We start from the raw sequence: 18,860 nt of genomic DNA, 5'->3' as shown, positions 1-18,860 counted from the left end.
TTTTACACAATGAAATAACGCTTTATATTAGCAGAGCCATAGCATAAGTAGGTTAAGTTCATGGTAGATTTGGGGCAAAAAAAGGTGGACTTTCCACCTTTTTTTATTTTAGGATAGTTTGTAAAACAGAGATATATATATAAAAGAGTCGTAAATTTTACGACTCTTTTTGTTTATTATAAGAAATGTTGAATATAGTATAATCTATTTTCCTTGTGCATATCTTTTAGAAACTTCATCCCAGTTAATAACATTAAAAAATGCAGAGATATAATCAGGACGACGGTTTTGGTAATTTAAGTAATAAGCATGTTCCCATACATCAAGACCTAAAATAGGAGTTCCACCACAACCAGTTCCTGGCATTAATGGATTATCCTGGTTTGGAGTAGCACAAACTTCTACCTTACCACCTTCCTGAACACATAGCCAAGCCCATCCAGAACCAAATTGTGTTGCCGCTGCATTAGAAAAAGCCTCTTTGAATGCATCAAAAGAACCAAAATCAGTATTGATAGCATCTCCAAGCTCACCAGAAGGAGTACCACCGCCATTAGGAGACATAATTTCCCAGAACAAACTATGGTTATAGTAACCGCCACCATTATTTCTGACAGCACCATTAGATTTGTCTAGATTGATAAGAATGTTTTCTATAGTTTTACCTTCGAGATCAGTTCCAGAAATGGCTGCATTCAATTTGTTAGTATATCCAGCATGATGTTTATCATGATGAATTTCCATCGTACGAGCATCTATATTAGGTTCTAATGCGTCAAAGGCATATTTTAATTTCGGTAATTCAAATGACATAATCTATTTTTTTAGTTAATAAGAAAAAAATGAAACCAAATTTAGGAATAAGAGTGATGAATAAAAATTAATATTTGTTATAAATTAATTAAATTCAAACTTTTCCGAATCCCTTTCTATGCTGAACTTGAGTTCAATTTATTTTTAGTAGTTATTAATACACAAAAACTACTCTTTTTTGATACTTTAGTAAAAAAACAGACTTGAATTCTCAATATCCTTTTACTATTTATAATGCAGCTGCGGGAGCAGGAAAGACGTATACCTTGGTTAAGGCGTATTTAATCGCTCTTTTGACAGGAGAGTATAAGGATGCTTACAAAAATATTTTGGCAATTACTTTTACTAATAAAGCAGTCGCTGAAATGAAAACCAGAGTTATTGAGAACCTGGTAGGTATTCGCAGTGCTGAAACTTCATCCAAATATGAATTGTTATTATACGATATTGTCCAAGAAACGGGATTAGAGAAGCAGATAGTAAAACAAAAGGCAGATAGAATTCTTAAAAGTATTCTACACAATTATGCAGCTTTTGATATAGTTACGATAGATACCTTTACACATAGAGTGATCCGAACATTTGCAAAGGATTTAGGGATTCCGATGAATTTTGAAATTGAAATGGATACGGAATCATTAATTGAAGAATCTGTGGATGCGGTTATAGCTAAAGTAGGAGAAGATACTGTCTTGACAGAAACAATTATTGATTTTGCCTTAAGTAAATTAGAAGATGATAAAAGTTGGGATATTACAATAGAGTTAAACAAAGTAGCTAGGCTTCTGTTTAGTGAAAATGATCGAGCACACTTAAATAATCTTTCTGATAAAACGGCGGAGGACTTCAAAACTTTGAAAAAACACCTGCAATCTAAAATCAAGAATAATAAAGATGAGGTTAAGAATATTGCCAATAACTTTTTTGAATTAATGAAAGGTAATGGAATTGCAAGTAATGAATTTAAAGGAAGTTATATTCCCAAATACTTTCTAAAACTCCAATCAGGTGAATTAAAGATTGATTTCAAAAAAACGAAATGGATGCAGGATATCGAGGGAACCGACTTTTATAATAATACGTTGCAACAGGGTAAGAAAGATATCATAAATAGTATACGTCCTTTGATTGAAGAAGCATTTCTGTCTACAAAACAGAAATTATCAAAACTCAATTTGTATGAAAATATAATTAAGAATCTTACGCCTCTTTCTGTACTGAATGTTATTAACAAGGAGCTTCAAAAGATCAAAAAAGAAAGGAGTATCTTATTAATATCAGAATTTAATAAGATTATCAGCGAAGCTATTCAGGATCAACCTGCTCCCTTTATATATGAACGATTAGGGGAACGATACAGAGACTATTTTATAGATGAGTTTCAGGACACATCAGAACTACAATGGAATAATATAATTCCTCTCATAGATAATGCCATTTCTTCAGAAACTTTAAGCGGTAAAAGAGGACAATTAACTATAGTTGGAGATGCTAAACAAGCCATTTATAGATGGCGAGGAGGAAAAGCAGAGCAATTTATTAATCTTTCTTTAGATCAAAATCCATTTTCAGTTGAAGAAAAACAGGTACTTAATTTGCCTAGAAATTATCGAAGTCATAAAGAGGTTATTAAGTTTAATAATGATTTGTTTACTTTTTTGTCAAACGACTTTAGTGACGATTTGCATAAGAAGTTATATTTATTAGGTAATAACCAGGAGTATAATGATAAAAAAGACGGTTATGTACAGCTTTCTTTTGTAGAAGCTAAAAATGTCGCAGAAGAAAATGAAATATATCCTGAAAGAGTATATGATTCCGTATTAGAGCTTAAGGGAAAAGGATATCTGCTAAATGAAATTTGTATTCTTACGAGAAAGCAAAAGGAAGGAGCTGTAATTGCAGATTTTCTTACTGAAAAAGGAATGTCTATTATCTCTTCAGAGACATTATTGCTTAAAAATGATCCAAGAGTACGTTTTATTATTGATATGCTTACTTGGTTTGTATACCCAGATGAATTGTTATCCAAAACCAATGTTTTACATTTTATAACGGAAGAATTTTCAATTTTAGAGAAACACACCTTTTTAAAAAAACTTGTATTTGCTGATAAAAAAGCATTCTGTGATGAGGTCAAATCATTAGGAATTGAGTTTAGTTTTGCTCAATTGGATGTAAAACCTCTTTATGAAGGAGTAGAGTATATTATAAATAGTTTTAATCTTACATCAGTATCACCGGCATATGTCCAATTTCTTTTAGATGTAATATTTGGGTATACCCAAAAACACGCTGAGGGTATTATTGGTTTTTTGTCTTATTGGGATCATAAAAAAGATAAACTAAGCATAATTGCTCCAGAAGGAGAAGAGGCAATTCAGATAATGACGATACATAAAGCTAAAGGCTTAGAGTTTCCTTGTGTGATCTATCCGTACGCAAATATTGATATTTATAGAGAAATAGAGCCTAAAACTTGGTTGCCGGTTACAAAAAAAGATTTTAGTGGTTTCCGCGAGGTATTTGTTAACTATAATAAGGAGCTTTCGGGTTATGGGATGCAAGCAGAAAAAATTGTACAAGAACGACAATCTCAATTAGAGTTGGATGCTTTTAACCTATTATATGTTGCTTTAACCAGAGCAGAAGAACAATTATACATTATTTCTAAAGCAGAAATAAATAGTAAAGGAGAAGGTAATCCAAATAAATTTTCAGGAAAACTTATTAATTATCTAAAGCATATAGGCACGTGGGATAATGAGCAATTATCATATGATTTTGGTAATCCAGAAAAACCTTTTAGAGAAACCGTACCTGTAAATTCAAAAACAAAGAATATAACACTTACTAAATTTGAGAACTCAAGGAAAAAACGTAAAGTGCATATTGTTACCAATTCAGGAAAACTTTGGGATACATCACAGGCAGCTGCAATAGAAAAGGGTAATCTTATTCACGAACTAATGTCGTCGATATATTCTCATAAAGACCTAGATAAAGTAGTAGAGAATGCTTTTGAAACTGGTATGATTAGTTTTTTAGATAGAGAAACACTTTATAATGAGTTAAAAATGGTTTTAGACCATCCAGAACTCTCTAAATATTTTTCAGAGGATAAACACGTGTTAAACGAAAGAGAAATCATCTCAAGCGGACGCATTTATAGACCAGATAGAGTTGTAATTGATGCTCAGGGAGAGGCTACAATAATTGATTATAAAACAGGAGAACACAGTGCTTTGCACGGAAATCAACTAGAAGAATATGGCTTGCTTCTTCAGAAGATAGGATACAAATTAAATAATAGGATATTGGTGTATTTTAATGAAGGTATTACTTTAAAATACTTATAAATAAAAATTATTTTAGTAATTACTAGTAGAAAATTATTGATAAAAAATATTTTTATCTTATAATTGTACCGTAATTAAGGAAATTATAACAATAGGTTTCAGCTTAATACGGCAATTTTTTCACATTTGAGGGGGGCTTAAAGATTTAAAATAGAACTTTAAAAACTTCGCAAAGGTCGATATACACTGGCCTATTAAGAAAAATTTATTAGTTTTGTCTTTGACGGTAATTTTTAACATATTACATTTGCTCTAATTAACACTTAAAAATTAAATTATTGAATATGAAATATCTTAGCAGATTTTTAGTGGCTTCGTTATTAGTACTTGGGTTTAGTACTGCGAATGCACAGGATGAAAACAACCCTTGGGCAGTATCGATTGGCGTTAATGCTGTTGATATCTTTCCTACCGGAGGAGATTTACCTATACAAGGAGAAATCTTTGACGAGTTTTTTAACGCTACTGACCACTGGAACATTCTTCCATCCGTTTCTAAACTATCAGTTGGTAGATATATAGGAGATGGTTTTACTTTTACCGTTGCTGGTACAGTTAACAAAATTGATAAATTAGGAGAAACTCCTGATGGAACTCAAGTTACTGCTGATGACTTATCTTACTATGCAGCAGATGGAACAATTAGCTATAGCTTTAAAAACATTTTAAAGTCTAAATGGTTCGACCCTTACTTAGGAGTAGGTGGTGGATACACTTGGGTTGATGAAATTGGTGCTGGAACTGTTAATGGTTCTTTTGGACTTAACTTATGGTTAACTGAAAATTTAGCTTTCAATTTACAAACTACTTATAAGCACGTATTCGAAGATTACGAGGTTAGCAACTATCCTCCAACTCACTTCCAACACTCTGCTGGAATTACTTTCGCTTTCGGAGGTAAAGATACTGACGGTGACGGTGTATTCGATAAAGATGATGAGTGTATTGACGTTCCTGGTTTAGCAGAATTTAATGGATGTCCTGATACTGATGGTGATGGAATTACTGATGCTAAAGATGACTGTCCTGATACTGCAGGTACTGCAGAATTTAATGGATGTCCTGATACTGACGGTGATGGAATCGCTGATCCTAAAGATGATTGCCCTACAGTTGCTGGTTTAGCTAACTTAAATGGATGTCCTGATGCTGACGGTGATGGAATCACTGACGCTAAAGATGGTTGTCCTAACGAAGCTGGTCCTGCTGCTAACAACGGATGTCCTTACCAAGATAAAGATGGTGACGGAGTATTAGACAAAGACGATAACTGTCCTGATGTTGCTGGTACTGTTGCGAACAATGGATGTCCTGAAGTAACTGAAGAAATTCAGAAAACTTTAAATGAGTATGCAGCTCAGGTATTATTTGACTCAGGTAAGTCAACTATCAAAGAGCAGTCTACTAAAGTATTAAATGATATTATCAAGATTCTTAAGGAATACCCTACTGCTAAATTTACTGTAGAAGGACATACTGATAGTCAAGGTGCTGCTAAATCTAATCAGAGATTATCTGACTCGAGAGCAAATGCTGTTAAGAATTTCTTAACTGAGAACGGAATCGATCAATTCAGATTATCTGCTGTTGGATATGGAGAAGACAGACCAATCGCTTCTAACAAGACAAGAGCTGGTAGAGCACAAAACAGACGTGTAGAGATCAACTTAGTGAAGTAATTATTTTTCACTAAATAATAAATACATAGACAAAACGTCCCGATTATTCGGGACGTTTTTTATTTTTAATGGGTGGATAGTTTTTTAAAAGAAGTTATATCAGAAGTACAAAAAGAAGATCACAATATAGGTGAGCTTATTTTTATACTACCTAGTAAAAGAGCAGGGCTTTTTCTTAAAAAAGAATTGCTAGAAAAGTATGCTGATCAAACTTTTTTTGCACCTATCATTCTTAGTATAGAGGAATTTATCACACAATTGTCTGGATTACGTCAGATTGATTCGACCCAAACCTTGTTCGAGTTTTATGAAACCTATCTTACAACACATACTCATTTAGAAAAAGAAAACCTAGAGACATTCAGTAGCTGGGCGCAGACACTGGTGTATGATTTTAATGAAATCGATCGATACTGCATCGATAATGAGAGCTTTTTTTCATACCTCTCAGGGATACAAGACCTAAATCATTGGTATCTTCAAAAGGAAAAAACTGAACTCATACAGAAGTACATTAGTTTTTGGAATAATCTTTCGGATTATTATACCAATTTTAAAACTAAACTTCTAGAAAAGAAGATTGGTTATCAAGGGTTATTGTACAGAAAAGCTTCAGAGAATATAGACAATTATATTAAGAATAATAACCAAAAACATATTTTGGTAGGTTTTAATGCGCTTAATAATGCAGAACAAGTTATTTTTCAGTCATTGTTAGAAGCTAATGTCGCTGAGGTGTATTGGGATGTTGATACATTCTTTTTAGAAAACAAGTATCACGAAGCTTCTTTATTTCTAAGAGATTATAAAAATCAATGGAATTACTATAAAGAACAGCCATTTAAATGGATTAGGGATAATTTTTCATCTTCGAAAGATATTAAACTAATTGGAGTTCCTAAAAATGTTGGTCAGGCTAAGTTGGCAGGTCAAATACTTAGATCTATTCCATCTGCCAGTATTGAAAAAACCGCATTGGTATTGGCTGATGAATCGTTGCTATTACCAGTTCTAAACTCATTACCCGAATCGATTACTTCACTCAATATTACGATGGGCTTACCTCTGAAAGATGTCCCGGTAGCTTCGTTTTTTGAACTGTTATTTAAACTCCATAAGGCCAGACACCCTAAAGGACTATACCATAAGTCTGTTTTGGAGATTCTAAATAGTCAACCTAGTTATTGGTTATTAGGTTCTTTGACAAATCAATTGATTACAAAGATCTCAAGAGAAAACCTTATTTTCATTTCTTTGGAAAAATTACAAAATGAAGCTAGCGATATAAAAAGCGAAGTTTTGGAAATAATATTCTCGCCTTGGGATAAAGCGTCAAAAGCTATAGAACAATGCAGGAAAATAGTTCAGTTGTTAAAAGAAAGTTTAGATAAGGAGAAAGATTCTTTAGAACTTGAATATGTGTATCATTTTCATCTTGTTTTTAATAAACTGTTGAACCTTAGCAGAAATTATCAATATATCACAACAGTATCTTCTTTATATCATTTATATAAAGATATCATTAACTCAGAGACATTAGATTTTAGAGGAGAACCTTTTAGTGGATTGCAATTAATGGGAATGTTAGAGTCTCGTTGTTTAGATTTTGAAACGGTAATAATTACTTCTGTTAATGAAGGTGTGCTGCCGGCAGGGAAGAGCATGAATTCTTTTATACCATATGATCTTAAGAGAGCCTATAACCTCCCAACATATAAAGAAAAGGATGCTATATACACATATCACTTTTATCGTTTGATTCAGAGAGCAAAAAATGTATATCTAATATACAACACAGAAGATGAAGGAGTCGGAGGTGGAGAGAAAAGTAGATTTTTACATCAGTTAGAAATAGATAAAATACCAGCACATCAATTATCTAAATATATAGCATCTTCTGAAGTGCCTAAGCTAAAAAACGACCCCTTAGTTGTTGAAAAGAATGATGTTATAATTGAAAAAATAAAAGAGTTAGCGTTAAATGGATTATCACCTTCTGCATTAACATCTTATATTAGAAACCCTATTGATTTTTACTATAAATATGTATTAGGAATTACAGAAAGTGATCAGGTAGAGGAAACTATTGCCGCAAACACATTAGGAACGGTGATCCATAATACGCTGGAAAATTTATATAAACCATTAGAAGACAAATTTGTATCTATAGATGACATTGCAAAGATGATTGTCCAAATTAATACCGAAATCAAATACCATTTCCGGAAAGAGTATTCTAAATTGGATATTACACAAGGTAAAAACCTACTTATTTTCGAGGTAGCTAAAAGGTATATTTATAATTTTCTAAAAGCTGAAGAAAAGATGCTGAAATCCGGATCGCAATTGAAAATTATCGCTATAGAAAGCAATTTAAAAACAGAATTAAGAATTCCTGAACTTGATTTTCCTGTTTTTATTAAAGGAAAAGTAGATCGCATTGATGAATTAGACGGACAATTACGAATCATTGATTATAAAACTGGTAAAGTGGCTAAAAGTGACGTGGTTTTGATGGATTGGAATGTGATTACAGAGGATTACAAGTACAGTAAAGCCATACAAGTATTAGCATATGCGTATATGCAATATAACCAACAATCTCTATCAGAACCTTTTCAGGCAGGAATCATTTCTTTCAAAAACCTTAAAGAAGGGTTTCTAAAATTTGGAACTAAAACATCTGTAAGAGGAAAAGTTGATTATGAAATAACTGCTGAAGTATTTGATGAATATTTGTTACAACTAAAAAAATTAATAACAGAAATTTCTACCTTAGAAATTCCTTTTGCAGAAAAAGAAGTATAATTATGATTATAGAGAAAAAGGATATAATTGTAGATGGAAAACATCAAAGACCAATTCTTATGGATGTTTTTTATGATGATCGGAAAAAGAAACAGCCTGTAATTATCTTTTGTCATGGGTATAAGGGGTTTAAAGATTGGGGAGCTTGGGATCTGGTGGCGAATACCTTTGTAGAGGAGGGATTTTTCTTCGTAAAGTTTAACTTTTCGCATAATGGAGGAACCACACAGCAACCAATAGATTTCCCTGACTTAGAAGCTTTTGGTAATAATAACTACATAATAGAACTAGATGATCTAGCATCTGTTTTGGACCAGATTACGGCTCCTAATTTCGAATACAAACAATTTGTAAATCAAGATAGTCTAACGCTCATAGGGCATTCTCGAGCAGGCGGAATTACAACTATCAAAACCTCAGAAGATACTAGAATTACCAAATTAATTACTTGGGCTGGTGTTTCAGATTATGAACAAAGATTTCCGAAAGGAACAGCGTTCCAAACCTGGAAAAATGATGGAATATATTATATAGAGAATGGTAGAACCAAACAACAGATGCCACACTATTTTCAATTTTACACTTCATTCATTGAAAACAAAGAAAGACTGACCATTTCTAAAGCAACAAAGAAAATAAAGGTCCCACATTTAATCATTCATGGTACAGATGATCCTACAGTTAGTTTAAAAGAAGCTGAAAATTTACATAGTTGGAATCCCAAAAGCGAGTTGTTTTTAGTAGAGAAAGCAGATCATGTTTTTGGTGCTAAACATCCGTGGAATAAGGAAACGCTGCCGGTGGATTTAACAATAATTACTGAAAAATCCATAACATTTGCAATACTTTAACACACTTTAGTTATTGAATTTAGATAGGTTTTGATTTTTTTTTGTTTATTTGCGATTGTGAAGACCAATAAAAGACATATTATAGCTTCTGTATTTCTGATCCTTTTCAGTCTTATACAGGTATTGGATTTGCATGCCTTAAGTCATGATGCTAATGACTTAGATTGTAAAATATGTCAACTGGCTTCAGAAAATCTGGACGATGATTTTGTTTCTGTGGACGCTACAGAAATACCAAAGGAGATTATTATTCCAGAAGATCGTATTAAGATCAATAATTCAGACACCTATTTTAATAGAGAAGCACACTATTCTTTTCTCAATAAAGCACCTCCTGTAGCTTAATCAATCAATCAGGTTTTATACCGATTTTACTATTGCTTGTCAGCAATAGAGACCCTTTTTTATTTTTAGAATGAAACGAAACACATTATGTATTGTGTTTCTTCTAGCAGTTAATCATTTATTCGCTCAAGATTGTAATAAAACACTCTCTGGTCGTGTAATTGATTTTCACGATGGAGTTTCCCTAGAAGGAGCAACGATTACTTTTAATAGTACAACAATTAAAACTGATAGTAACGGGATGTATAAAATCTCAGGACTTTGTGCCACATCTTACGCATTTACGATATCGCATGAGGATTGTAATTCTCAGGTGGTTACTATTGATATCAATGAGATTTCCAATAAAGACTTTTATTTGGAACATCATTTGAACGAATTATTAGAGGTAAAAGTTTCTGGTAATAATAAGACTAAAACATCCTCTTCTCAAGAAGAAACTATTAGCAAAGATGTTATCGAAAGATATAGTAGTGCAGCCTTAGGAGATGCACTTAGAGAGATTACTGGTGTTTCCTCTCTCAATACAGGTTCTACAATTGTGAAACCAATTATTCAAGGTTTAAGCGGGAGTAGAGTATTAATTATGAATAATGGTGTACGGATGCAAGATATGGAATGGGGAGACGAACACGCGCCTAATGTAGATATCAATACTGCGGGTAATGTAACTGTTGTTAAAGGAGCAGCTGCACTGCGTTATGGAGGAGATGCTATTGGTGGGGTTATTGTTATGGAACCCAACAAAGTTCCTGCAAAAGATACATTATTTGGAAAAACTGTTGTTACTGGTGCTTCTAACGGTAGAGGCGGAACCATCTCTTCTGAGATAATTAAAGGATATAAATCTGGGTGGTTTTTGAAAGCGCAAGGAACCTTAAAAAGATTTGGAGATGTAGAATCACCGGATTATGTTTTATCTAACACCGGTATTTTTGAAAGAGGAGGATCTTTATCCTTTGGAAATAATAAATTTACTCAAGGTTGGGATGTTTATTATTCATATTACCAAAACGAAATAGGAGTTCTCGCTGCATCCCATATTGGAAATGCAGATGATCTCATTGAATCCATTAATAGTGGTCAACCATCGGTTATAGAAAACTTCACTTATACAATAGATAATCCAAAACAAGATGTTACACATCATCTAGCTAGATTACGTTACTTTAAGAGATTTGAAAAATTAGGTAAATGGACTACCCAATACGATTTTCAACATAACCAACGCTTCGAATTTGATATTAGACAAACTGAGGAGTTAAGAAAAATTCCAAGTTTAGATTTGGAACTCACAACGCATACACTTACTTCTGATTTTGTTCTAGACTCTAAATTTGATTATAACCTGGATTTTGGGATAGTAATGCGTTACCAAGATAATTTTGCCGACCCCAGTACAAGAGCCAGAAGGTTAATTCCGGATTATGATAAATATGATGCAGGATTATTTATATCTGGTAAGTACGATATCAATGATAATGTAACTATCGATGCAGGTGTGCGGTATGATTATAACCAAATCGATGCTAAGAAATTTTATATAAAAACCAGATGGGAAGAGCGAGGGTACGATCAAGAATTTAATGATCTTATTATTGCAGACGAAGGTACGCAATGGCTTACAAACCCAAAGTTTGATTATCATAGTATTTCTGCAACAACAGGTTTTAATTATGTTTTTGGAGATAGTTATGAGCTAAGAGGTAATTATGCACTAGCTCAAAGAGCGCCAAACCCTTCAGAATTATTTAGTGATGGTTTGCACCATTCAGCATCTCGAATCGAACTTGGAGATCTAAGAATTGATCAAGAAACATCTCATAAAATCTCATTTTCTTTTCAGAAAAATGATGAGAATTGGACTTGGGAAATTGCTCCTTATGCTAATTTTATTAATGATTATATCCTATTAGAACCTACGGGTGTTGAACTCTCTATAAGAGGAGCGTTCCCAGTTTGGGAATATCGGCAAACTAATGCAAGATTATTAGGTATTGATGCTAAACTGACTAAGAAATGGCTTCCTAATTGGCAAACAAATCATCGATTTTCTTTGGTGAAAGGTAAAGACACTGAAAATGAAATACCTCTTATTAATATTCCTGCAGCTAATTTGAAAAATAGTATTGTTTTTCGAAAAGATGATTGGATGGGCTTAGTGATGAGTCTTGAAAGTGATTATACCTTCAGACAAAATGAATTCCCTGATAATATCATTGTTTTTTCCCCTCAAGCACAAGAAGATGTTCTTTTAGATATTAATACACCACCTGGAGATTATCATCTTTTGCATATGAATGCAGATATTACGGTTCCTTTCTTTAAACACAATGAATTGAATGTTGGGATGACCATAAATAATATTACAAATAATAAATATAGAAACTATCTGAACCGTCAACGCTATTTTGCAGATGAAGTAGGACGAAACTTTTTATTGAGATTAACTTTTAACTATTAAATTTTTTAAATGATGAACACACGTAAATTTTTATCAATGTTAGCAATCGCAAGTGTATTAATGTATTCTTGTTCTGACGATGATGACAACCCCGCAGTAGTAAATGAAGAAGAACTTATAACAACTATGACTGTTACTTTAACTGCAGGAACAGATGTAGTTACCTTAATATCTCGTGACTTGGATGGCCCTGATGGCCCTAATGCACCTGTGATTGACATATCTGGACCATTATCAACTAATACGACTTATACCGGAGAGGTACAATTACTTAATGAAAGTGAAATGCCAGCTGAAAATGTTAATGAAGAAATTGAAAGAGAAGCAGATGAGCACCAATTCTTTTTTGAAGTTGCTGGCACTTTAAACGCTACAACAACGTATGCTGATACAGAAGCAGATTACCCTCCAAACACAGGAGCTAATCCGGTTGGAATTTCATTTAGTCTTGTTACAACAGATGCTAGTACAGGTAGTCTAGCAGTAACCCTACGTCATGAACCTAAAAAACCAAATGATGGAACATTAGCGGATGCTGGAGGAGATACAGATATTACTCAATCCTTTGATGTTACAATACAATAGGATAATAGAAATAAATTATAACAATTATAAGTTGGGTTTGTTTATAATATAAACAAACATTTTTTTCAAGACAAGACTCTTGAGAAGTAGTTACCTCGAGAGTCTTGTATTCTGATTGGCAAAAAATAAATTGAAGTAATCAGTAAAATTGAAACAACCATAAATCATAGTATAATAATAAGTTGAGTTTGTGTATTTTATTATTAGTACAGATTTGTTTCAATTAAACCCTTGGGATATCTTATCCTGAGGGTTCTTTTATATAGCTCAAAATTTTGACCATAAAATCTAAAGTTGGTACGAACTTTGATCAATTGTTATCAAATAAATAACGAATTATCGGGTTTTAGAGATAAAATCGTTAAGGATATAGTAACAAATTAGAGAGAAAAGACACTAATATATAGTAAAGCTTGATTTTTAGTGAGTTAATCTCAAGAATTTTAATGAGATATTATGGCATCGTTAAATGTGTATTACCACTCGAAATTCGTTTAAATATTTAAAGATTAGCTCTTATATTCGCGGCGTAAAAACCTAACCAAAAAAACAGCAAAATTGAAACAATCATAATTATGTATAAGTTGAGTTTGTGTTAAATATTATAATTTAGTTTCAATTCAGACCCTCAGGAAGTAGTTAGCCTGAGGGTTGTTTTTTTTAATGACTTCTTCCTATTAAATTTTTAGGTAATAAGATTTATTGTAGAAAGTTTCGAAATATGATTTTGGACAGTTTTTAAATTGTTTTCAAGCCATAATTTTGCTCTTTAATTTAAACACTTACCTATGTACACAGCAATTTCTGCAGAAGATGCAGTAAAGGTGATAAAAGACAATGACAGAGTTTATATCCATGCTGCCGCTGCTGCACCTCAGGCACTTATAAAAGCAATGACAAATCGACATGACGGGCTAAAAAATGTAGAGGTTTGCCACTTGCATATCGAAGGAGAAGCTCCATATGCAAATCCTGATTTAAGAGAAAGTTTTCATGTCAATTCTTTTTTTCTTGGTAAAAACGTAAGACATACACTGGCAGCCGGAAATGGTTCATATACTCCAGTGTTTTTAAGTGAGGTTCCTTTACTATTTAAAAGGAATATATTACCAATAGATGTAGCTTTGATACAAGTATCTCCACCGGATCATCATGGATATTGCTCTTTAGGAGTTTCTGTAGAAGCAACTTTGGCTGCGATCGAAAATGCAAAGAATGTTATTGCTCAGATAAATCCCAAAATGCCCAGAACTCACGGGGAAGGAATTATTCATATTTCAGAGCTTGATGCATTTATAGAACAAGAAGCAGATATCCCCGAATTATTTATTCCTAAGCCTTCTGAAATTGAAAACAAGATTGGTGGATTTATTGCTGAGCTTATAGACGATGGTAGTACGCTGCAAATGGGTATTGGAACCATACCAAATGCGGTTTTGGGGTTATTGACCAATCATAAAAATTTAGGAATTCATACCGAAATGTTTTCTGATGGTGTTATCGATTTAATTCTAAAAGATGTTATAAACTCTAATAACAAAGGTATTAATGAAGGTAGAGCATTGACTACATTTTTGATGGGGACTAAAAGGTTATATGATTATGTAGATGATAATCCTTTTATAGAAATGAGAAGTGCGGATTATGTGAATGATGTTTCAAATATTCGAAGAAATTCCAAAATGGTAGCTATTAATTCTGCTGTAGAAGTAGATCTTACCGGTCAGGTATGTGCAGATTCTATAGGCTCTAGAATGTATTCTGGTGTTGGAGGACAAATGGATTTTATTAGAGGAGCTTCATTAAGCGATGGTGGTAAAGCGATCATAGCTTTGCCTTCTATTACCAAAAAAGGATTTAGTAAAATTGTCCCTTGTTTAAAACCTGGAGCTGGTGTAGTAACAACAAGAGCTCACGTGCACTATATAGTAACGGAATATGGTGTAGCCAATTTATATGGGAAATCATTAAAACAAAGAGCAAAAGCATTGGTTGATATTGCACATCCAGCGAATAGAGAGCAATTAGAGAGAGCATATTTTGAGCAAATAGAAATGAATTCTTTTGTCCCCGCCCCGCCTCTGTAAGATTTTAAAACCATTTGTTGTTATTCAAAAGAAGTCTATACTAAATAGTGAATTTACAAGAAAAGGTTACCCCAGATATTTTAGAAACCTTAAAAATTCCAGGGCTTTTGTGAATATATCATAGGTTTATTGCTAAGATCGTTTATTTACTTCATTGTCAGGTTTTTAATTTATTTTGTAGTGTCGTTAGAATATTTTTATAAATTCTTTTTACGAAAATTTATTTAAAGTTTTCGTTTATATATAAGAGGTATCAATTGTAATCACGATAGATTTTAGATTTTTATATCCAAACAACTAAAGTGCTAAATGTATTACATAGGATTTGACATAGGAAGTTCATCGGTTAAAGCCGCTTTGATTGATTCCGATAGCGGAAAAAGCGTTGCTTCAATAAATGAACCAAAGGACGAGATGGATATTATCTCGGTAAACAGGAACTGGGCTGAGCAGAATCCAGATTTCTGGTGGGAGAATATTTGTATCGCTAGTAAACGATTATTGAAGGAAAATGCTGTTTCCCCTAAGTTAGTTCTGGGGATAGGTATTTCCTATCAAATGCACGGTCTTGTACTAGTCAATAAAGAAGGGAATTTATTAAGAAATTCTATCATTTGGTGTGATAGTAGAGCAGTCGAAATCGGGAATAAAGCTTTTACAGAATTAGGAGAAGATAAATGTAAAGAGGCTCTTCTCAATTCACCTGCAAATTTTACTGCTTCAAAATTAAAATGGGTAAGGGATAATGAGCCGGAGATTTATAATAAAGCTTATAAGTTTATGTTGCCGGGAGATTATATTGCCTATAAATTTACGGGTACCATTAATACAACTAAATCGGGATTGTCTGAAGGAATATTGTGGGATTATAAGAAACAACTTCCTGCAGATTGGCTCTTGGATTACTACGATATTGATTCAAGTTTGATACCTGATATAGTTGATACGTTTTCTGATCAAGGTCAGCTTTCACAAAAAGGAGCTCAGGAAAGTGGGCTGAAAGAAGGGACACCTGTTTTGTACAGGGCGGGAGATCAACCGAATAACGCTTTGTCTCTTAATGTATTCAATCCAGGAGAAGTAGCGGTGACAGGAGGTACTTCTGGCGTTATATACGCAGTTACCGATAAGCTAAATGGGAGTGAGCCAGTAAGATTTAACAACTTTGCTCATGTTAATTATTCTGAGCAGAAGCCGATTATTGGAAAATTGTTATGTATTAACGGAGCAGGAATCCAATATCGTTGGTTAAAAAACAATCTTAACCTCGAAACAAACTCATATCAAACAATGAATTCGCATGCGTCAAAAGTACCTGTTGGATCTGATAATTTACAGTTAATCCCCTTTGGTAATGGTGCAGAACGAATGTTTGAAAACAAGACAATAGGAACCCATATATGCAATATGAATCTTAATAAGCATACAAGATCGCACATTTTTAGAGCTGCGCTCGAAGGGATTGCTTTTTCGTTTGTTTATGGAATGGAAATATTGAGAAAAAATGGAACCGATATCAAGGTTATAAGAGCTGGAAATGATAATTTATTCAGATCTGAAATCTTTTCTAATACAGTTGCTACATTAATAGACCAAGAGATAGAAATATATAATACTACAGGAGCTGTAGGTGCAGCTAGAGCAGCAGGTTGGGCTAATGGAACATTTAAGGATATCGGTGGTATGATAACTAATAACGATAGGGTAATGACATATCACCCTTTACACAATAGTGATGATTATCAGGTAGCTTATCAAAGATGGAAAAATGAATTAAATAGAATCTTAAAAAATAAATAATGGTTTTACTAGGAGATAAAGAATATTTTAAGGGAATAGGTGAAATTAAATTTGAAGGAAAAGAATCAGACAATCCTTTAGCATTTAAATATTATAATCCAGAGCAAATTGTAGCTGGAAAAACGTTGAGAGAACATTTTAAATTTGCGATTGCTTATTGGCATACGTTCTGTGGTCAAGGAGCGGATCCATTTGGATGGGGAACGCAAAATTTTGCTTGGGATTCATCTTCAGATCCAATTCAAGCAGCAAAAGATAAAGCAGATGCTGCGTTCGAATTTATTACTAAAATGGGATTTGATTATTTCTGCTTTCACGATTTCGATTTGATACAAGAGGGACCTACATTTTCTGAATCAGAAAAAAGAGTAGCTACTATAACAGATTACTTGAAACAGAAGAAAAAGGAATCAAGGATTAAATTATTATGGGGCACGGCAAATTGTTTTTCTAATCCTAGATATATGAATGGAGCTGCAACCAATCCTGATTTTAATGTATTGGCGAGAGCTGGTGGACAAGTTAAATTAGCACTAGATGCAACAATAGCATTAGATGGTGAGAATTATGTGTTTTGGGGAGGAAGAGAAGGTTATATGTCTTTGCTTAATACCGATATGAAGAGAGAATTAGATCATCTAGCTCAATTCTTAACCATATCTAGAGATTATGCAAGAGCGCAAGGGTTTAAAGGAACTTTTTTCATTGAGCCTAAACCAATGGAGCCTACTAAACATCAATATGATTTTGATACAGCAACCTCTATAGGGTTTCTTAAAGAACATGGATTAGACAAAGATTTTAAGATAAATATAGAAGTAAATCATGCGACCTTAGCACAGCATACATTTCAGCATGAGATAGAAGTTGCTGCAAGTGCAGGAATGTTAGGAAGTATAGATGCAAACAGAGGTGATTATCAAAACGGATGGGATACAGATCAGTTTCCTAATAATATTTCAGAAGTAACGGAAGCCATGTTAGTATTCTTAAAAGCTGGTGGACTTCAAGGAGGAGGAGTTAATTTTGATGCGAAAATCAGAAGAAACTCTACTGATATGGAAGATGTCTTCTTAGCACATATTGGCGGAGCAGATACTTTTGCACGAGGGTTAATCACAGCAGATAAAATAATTTCTTCATCATCTTACGAAAAATTAAGAACAGATAGATACAGTTCTTTCGATGCAGGGAAAGGTAAAGATTTCGAAAATGGAGCATTAAATTTAAAAGATCTGTACAAAATAGCATCCGAGAACGGTGAACTTTCTTTACAAAGTGGAAAGCAAGAATTATTTGAAAATATTATTAATCAGTATATATAGTGAGCTACTTGAGTTCATAATATTTTATTTAGAAAAAGAGTATGAAATTTTTTATTGATACAGCCAATTTGGATCAAATATCTGAAGCACAGTCTTTAGGGATTTTGGATGGTGTAACCACGAATCCATCACTAATGGCTAAAGAAGGTATTACAGGAGAGAAAAACATAATTGATCACTACAAAAAAATATGTAGTATAGTTGATGGAGATGTATCTGCAGAAGTAATATCCACTGATTTTGAAGGAATGATAAAGGAAGGTGAAACACTAGCTGCTTTGCATCCGCAGATTGTGGTAAAGCTTCCTATGATAAAGGATGGTATAAAGGCGTGTAAATATTTTTCTGATAAAGGTATAAGAACTAATGTTACTTTAGTGTTTTCTTCTGGACAAGCACTACTTGCTGCAAAGGCAGGAGCTACATATGTATCTCCTTTTCTTGGAAGATTAGATGATATTTCTACAGATGGACTTCATCTAATATCAGAGATAAGACACATCTATAATAATTACGGTTTTGAGACTGAAATTCTTGCAGCATCTATTAGACACACAATGCACGTAATAGATTGTGCTAAAATAGGAGCAGATGTAATGACCGGACCTTTATCATCGATAACAGGATTGTTAAAGCACCCCTTAACGGATATAGGTTTAGCAAAGTTCTTAGAGGATTATAAGAAAGGAAATTAATATAACTATCGTCATACAGCATATCAGTATGCTAATCAAGTATGAATTA

12 protein-coding genes are annotated in these 18,860 nt (G+C 33.2%); 11 read left to right on the top strand and 1 reads right to left on the bottom strand.

Translation table 11 applies throughout. The features are described from left to right. Positions 1 to 204: 204 nt before the first annotated feature. The gene (locus tag Q0910_RS03820; protein WP_299212788.1) at positions 205 to 813 is read right to left on the bottom strand and encodes a superoxide dismutase; all 609 of its coding nucleotides are present in this window, start codon (positions 811 to 813) and stop codon (positions 205 to 207) included. Positions 814 to 1,016: 203 nt separating this feature from the next. Between Q0910_RS03820 and Q0910_RS03815 the strand changes: the two genes are divergently transcribed. From Q0910_RS03815 to fsa, 11 genes are all read left to right on the top strand, one after another. Further along, positions 1,017 to 4,172 (top strand): UvrD-helicase domain-containing protein, encoded by a 3,156-nt coding sequence (locus Q0910_RS03815; protein ID WP_299212787.1) that lies wholly within the window; start codon positions 1,017 to 1,019, stop codon positions 4,170 to 4,172. Positions 4,173 to 4,456: 284 nt separating this feature from the next. Further along, positions 4,457 to 5,851 carry an OmpA family protein gene (locus Q0910_RS03810; RefSeq protein ID WP_299212786.1) on the top strand — a complete coding sequence of 465 codons (1,395 nt, stop codon included), beginning with the start codon at positions 4,457 to 4,459 and terminating at the stop codon, positions 5,849 to 5,851. Positions 5,852 to 5,923: 72 nt separating this feature from the next. After that, complete coding sequence (locus tag Q0910_RS03805; RefSeq protein WP_299212784.1) at positions 5,924 to 8,659, top strand: PD-(D/E)XK nuclease family protein; 2,736 nt, start codon at positions 5,924 to 5,926, stop codon at positions 8,657 to 8,659. Positions 8,660 to 8,661: 2 nt separating this feature from the next. Continuing rightward, positions 8,662 to 9,510 carry an alpha/beta hydrolase gene (locus Q0910_RS03800; protein WP_299212782.1) on the top strand — a complete coding sequence of 283 codons (849 nt, stop codon included), beginning with the start codon at positions 8,662 to 8,664 and terminating at the stop codon, positions 9,508 to 9,510. Between the two features lie 57 nt (positions 9,511 to 9,567). Continuing rightward, on the top strand, positions 9,568 to 9,855 hold the full coding sequence (locus Q0910_RS03795; protein WP_299212780.1) for a hypothetical protein: 288 nt from the start codon (positions 9,568 to 9,570) through the stop codon (positions 9,853 to 9,855). A 70-nt stretch (positions 9,856 to 9,925) separates the two neighbouring features. Beyond that, positions 9,926 to 12,319 carry a TonB-dependent receptor gene (locus Q0910_RS03790; RefSeq protein ID WP_299212778.1) on the top strand — a complete coding sequence of 798 codons (2,394 nt, stop codon included), beginning with the start codon at positions 9,926 to 9,928 and terminating at the stop codon, positions 12,317 to 12,319. 12 nt (positions 12,320 to 12,331) lie between these two features. Next, positions 12,332 to 12,904, top strand: a complete 573-nt coding sequence (locus Q0910_RS03785; protein ID WP_299212776.1) for a type 1 periplasmic binding fold superfamily protein — start codon at positions 12,332 to 12,334, stop codon at positions 12,902 to 12,904. A gap of 788 nt (positions 12,905 to 13,692) precedes the next feature. Next, positions 13,693 to 14,991, top strand: a complete 1,299-nt coding sequence (locus Q0910_RS03780; RefSeq protein WP_299212774.1) for an acetyl-CoA hydrolase/transferase C-terminal domain-containing protein — start codon at positions 13,693 to 13,695, stop codon at positions 14,989 to 14,991. A 309-nt stretch (positions 14,992 to 15,300) separates the two neighbouring features. Beyond that, positions 15,301 to 16,791, top strand: coding sequence for an FGGY family carbohydrate kinase (locus tag Q0910_RS03775; protein WP_299212772.1), 1,491 nt, complete (start codon positions 15,301 to 15,303; stop codon positions 16,789 to 16,791). Next, the gene (gene xylA / locus Q0910_RS03770) at positions 16,791 to 18,116 is read left to right on the top strand and encodes a xylose isomerase (protein WP_299212770.1); all 1,326 of its coding nucleotides are present in this window, start codon (positions 16,791 to 16,793) and stop codon (positions 18,114 to 18,116) included. The genes Q0910_RS03775 and xylA overlap by 1 nt, the downstream gene beginning before the upstream one ends. Before the next feature lie 41 nt (positions 18,117 to 18,157). Next, positions 18,158 to 18,811 carry a fructose-6-phosphate aldolase gene (gene fsa, locus Q0910_RS03765; protein WP_299212768.1) on the top strand — a complete coding sequence of 218 codons (654 nt, stop codon included), beginning with the start codon at positions 18,158 to 18,160 and terminating at the stop codon, positions 18,809 to 18,811. Positions 18,812 to 18,860 lie beyond the last annotated feature (49 nt).

This window comes from uncultured Aquimarina sp., assembly GCF_947495315.1.
Classification (GTDB): Bacteria; Bacteroidota; Bacteroidia; order Flavobacteriales; family Flavobacteriaceae; genus Aquimarina.
The sequence above is the reverse complement of the archived record's forward strand: the minus strand, read 5'-3'. Positions and strand labels throughout refer to the sequence as shown.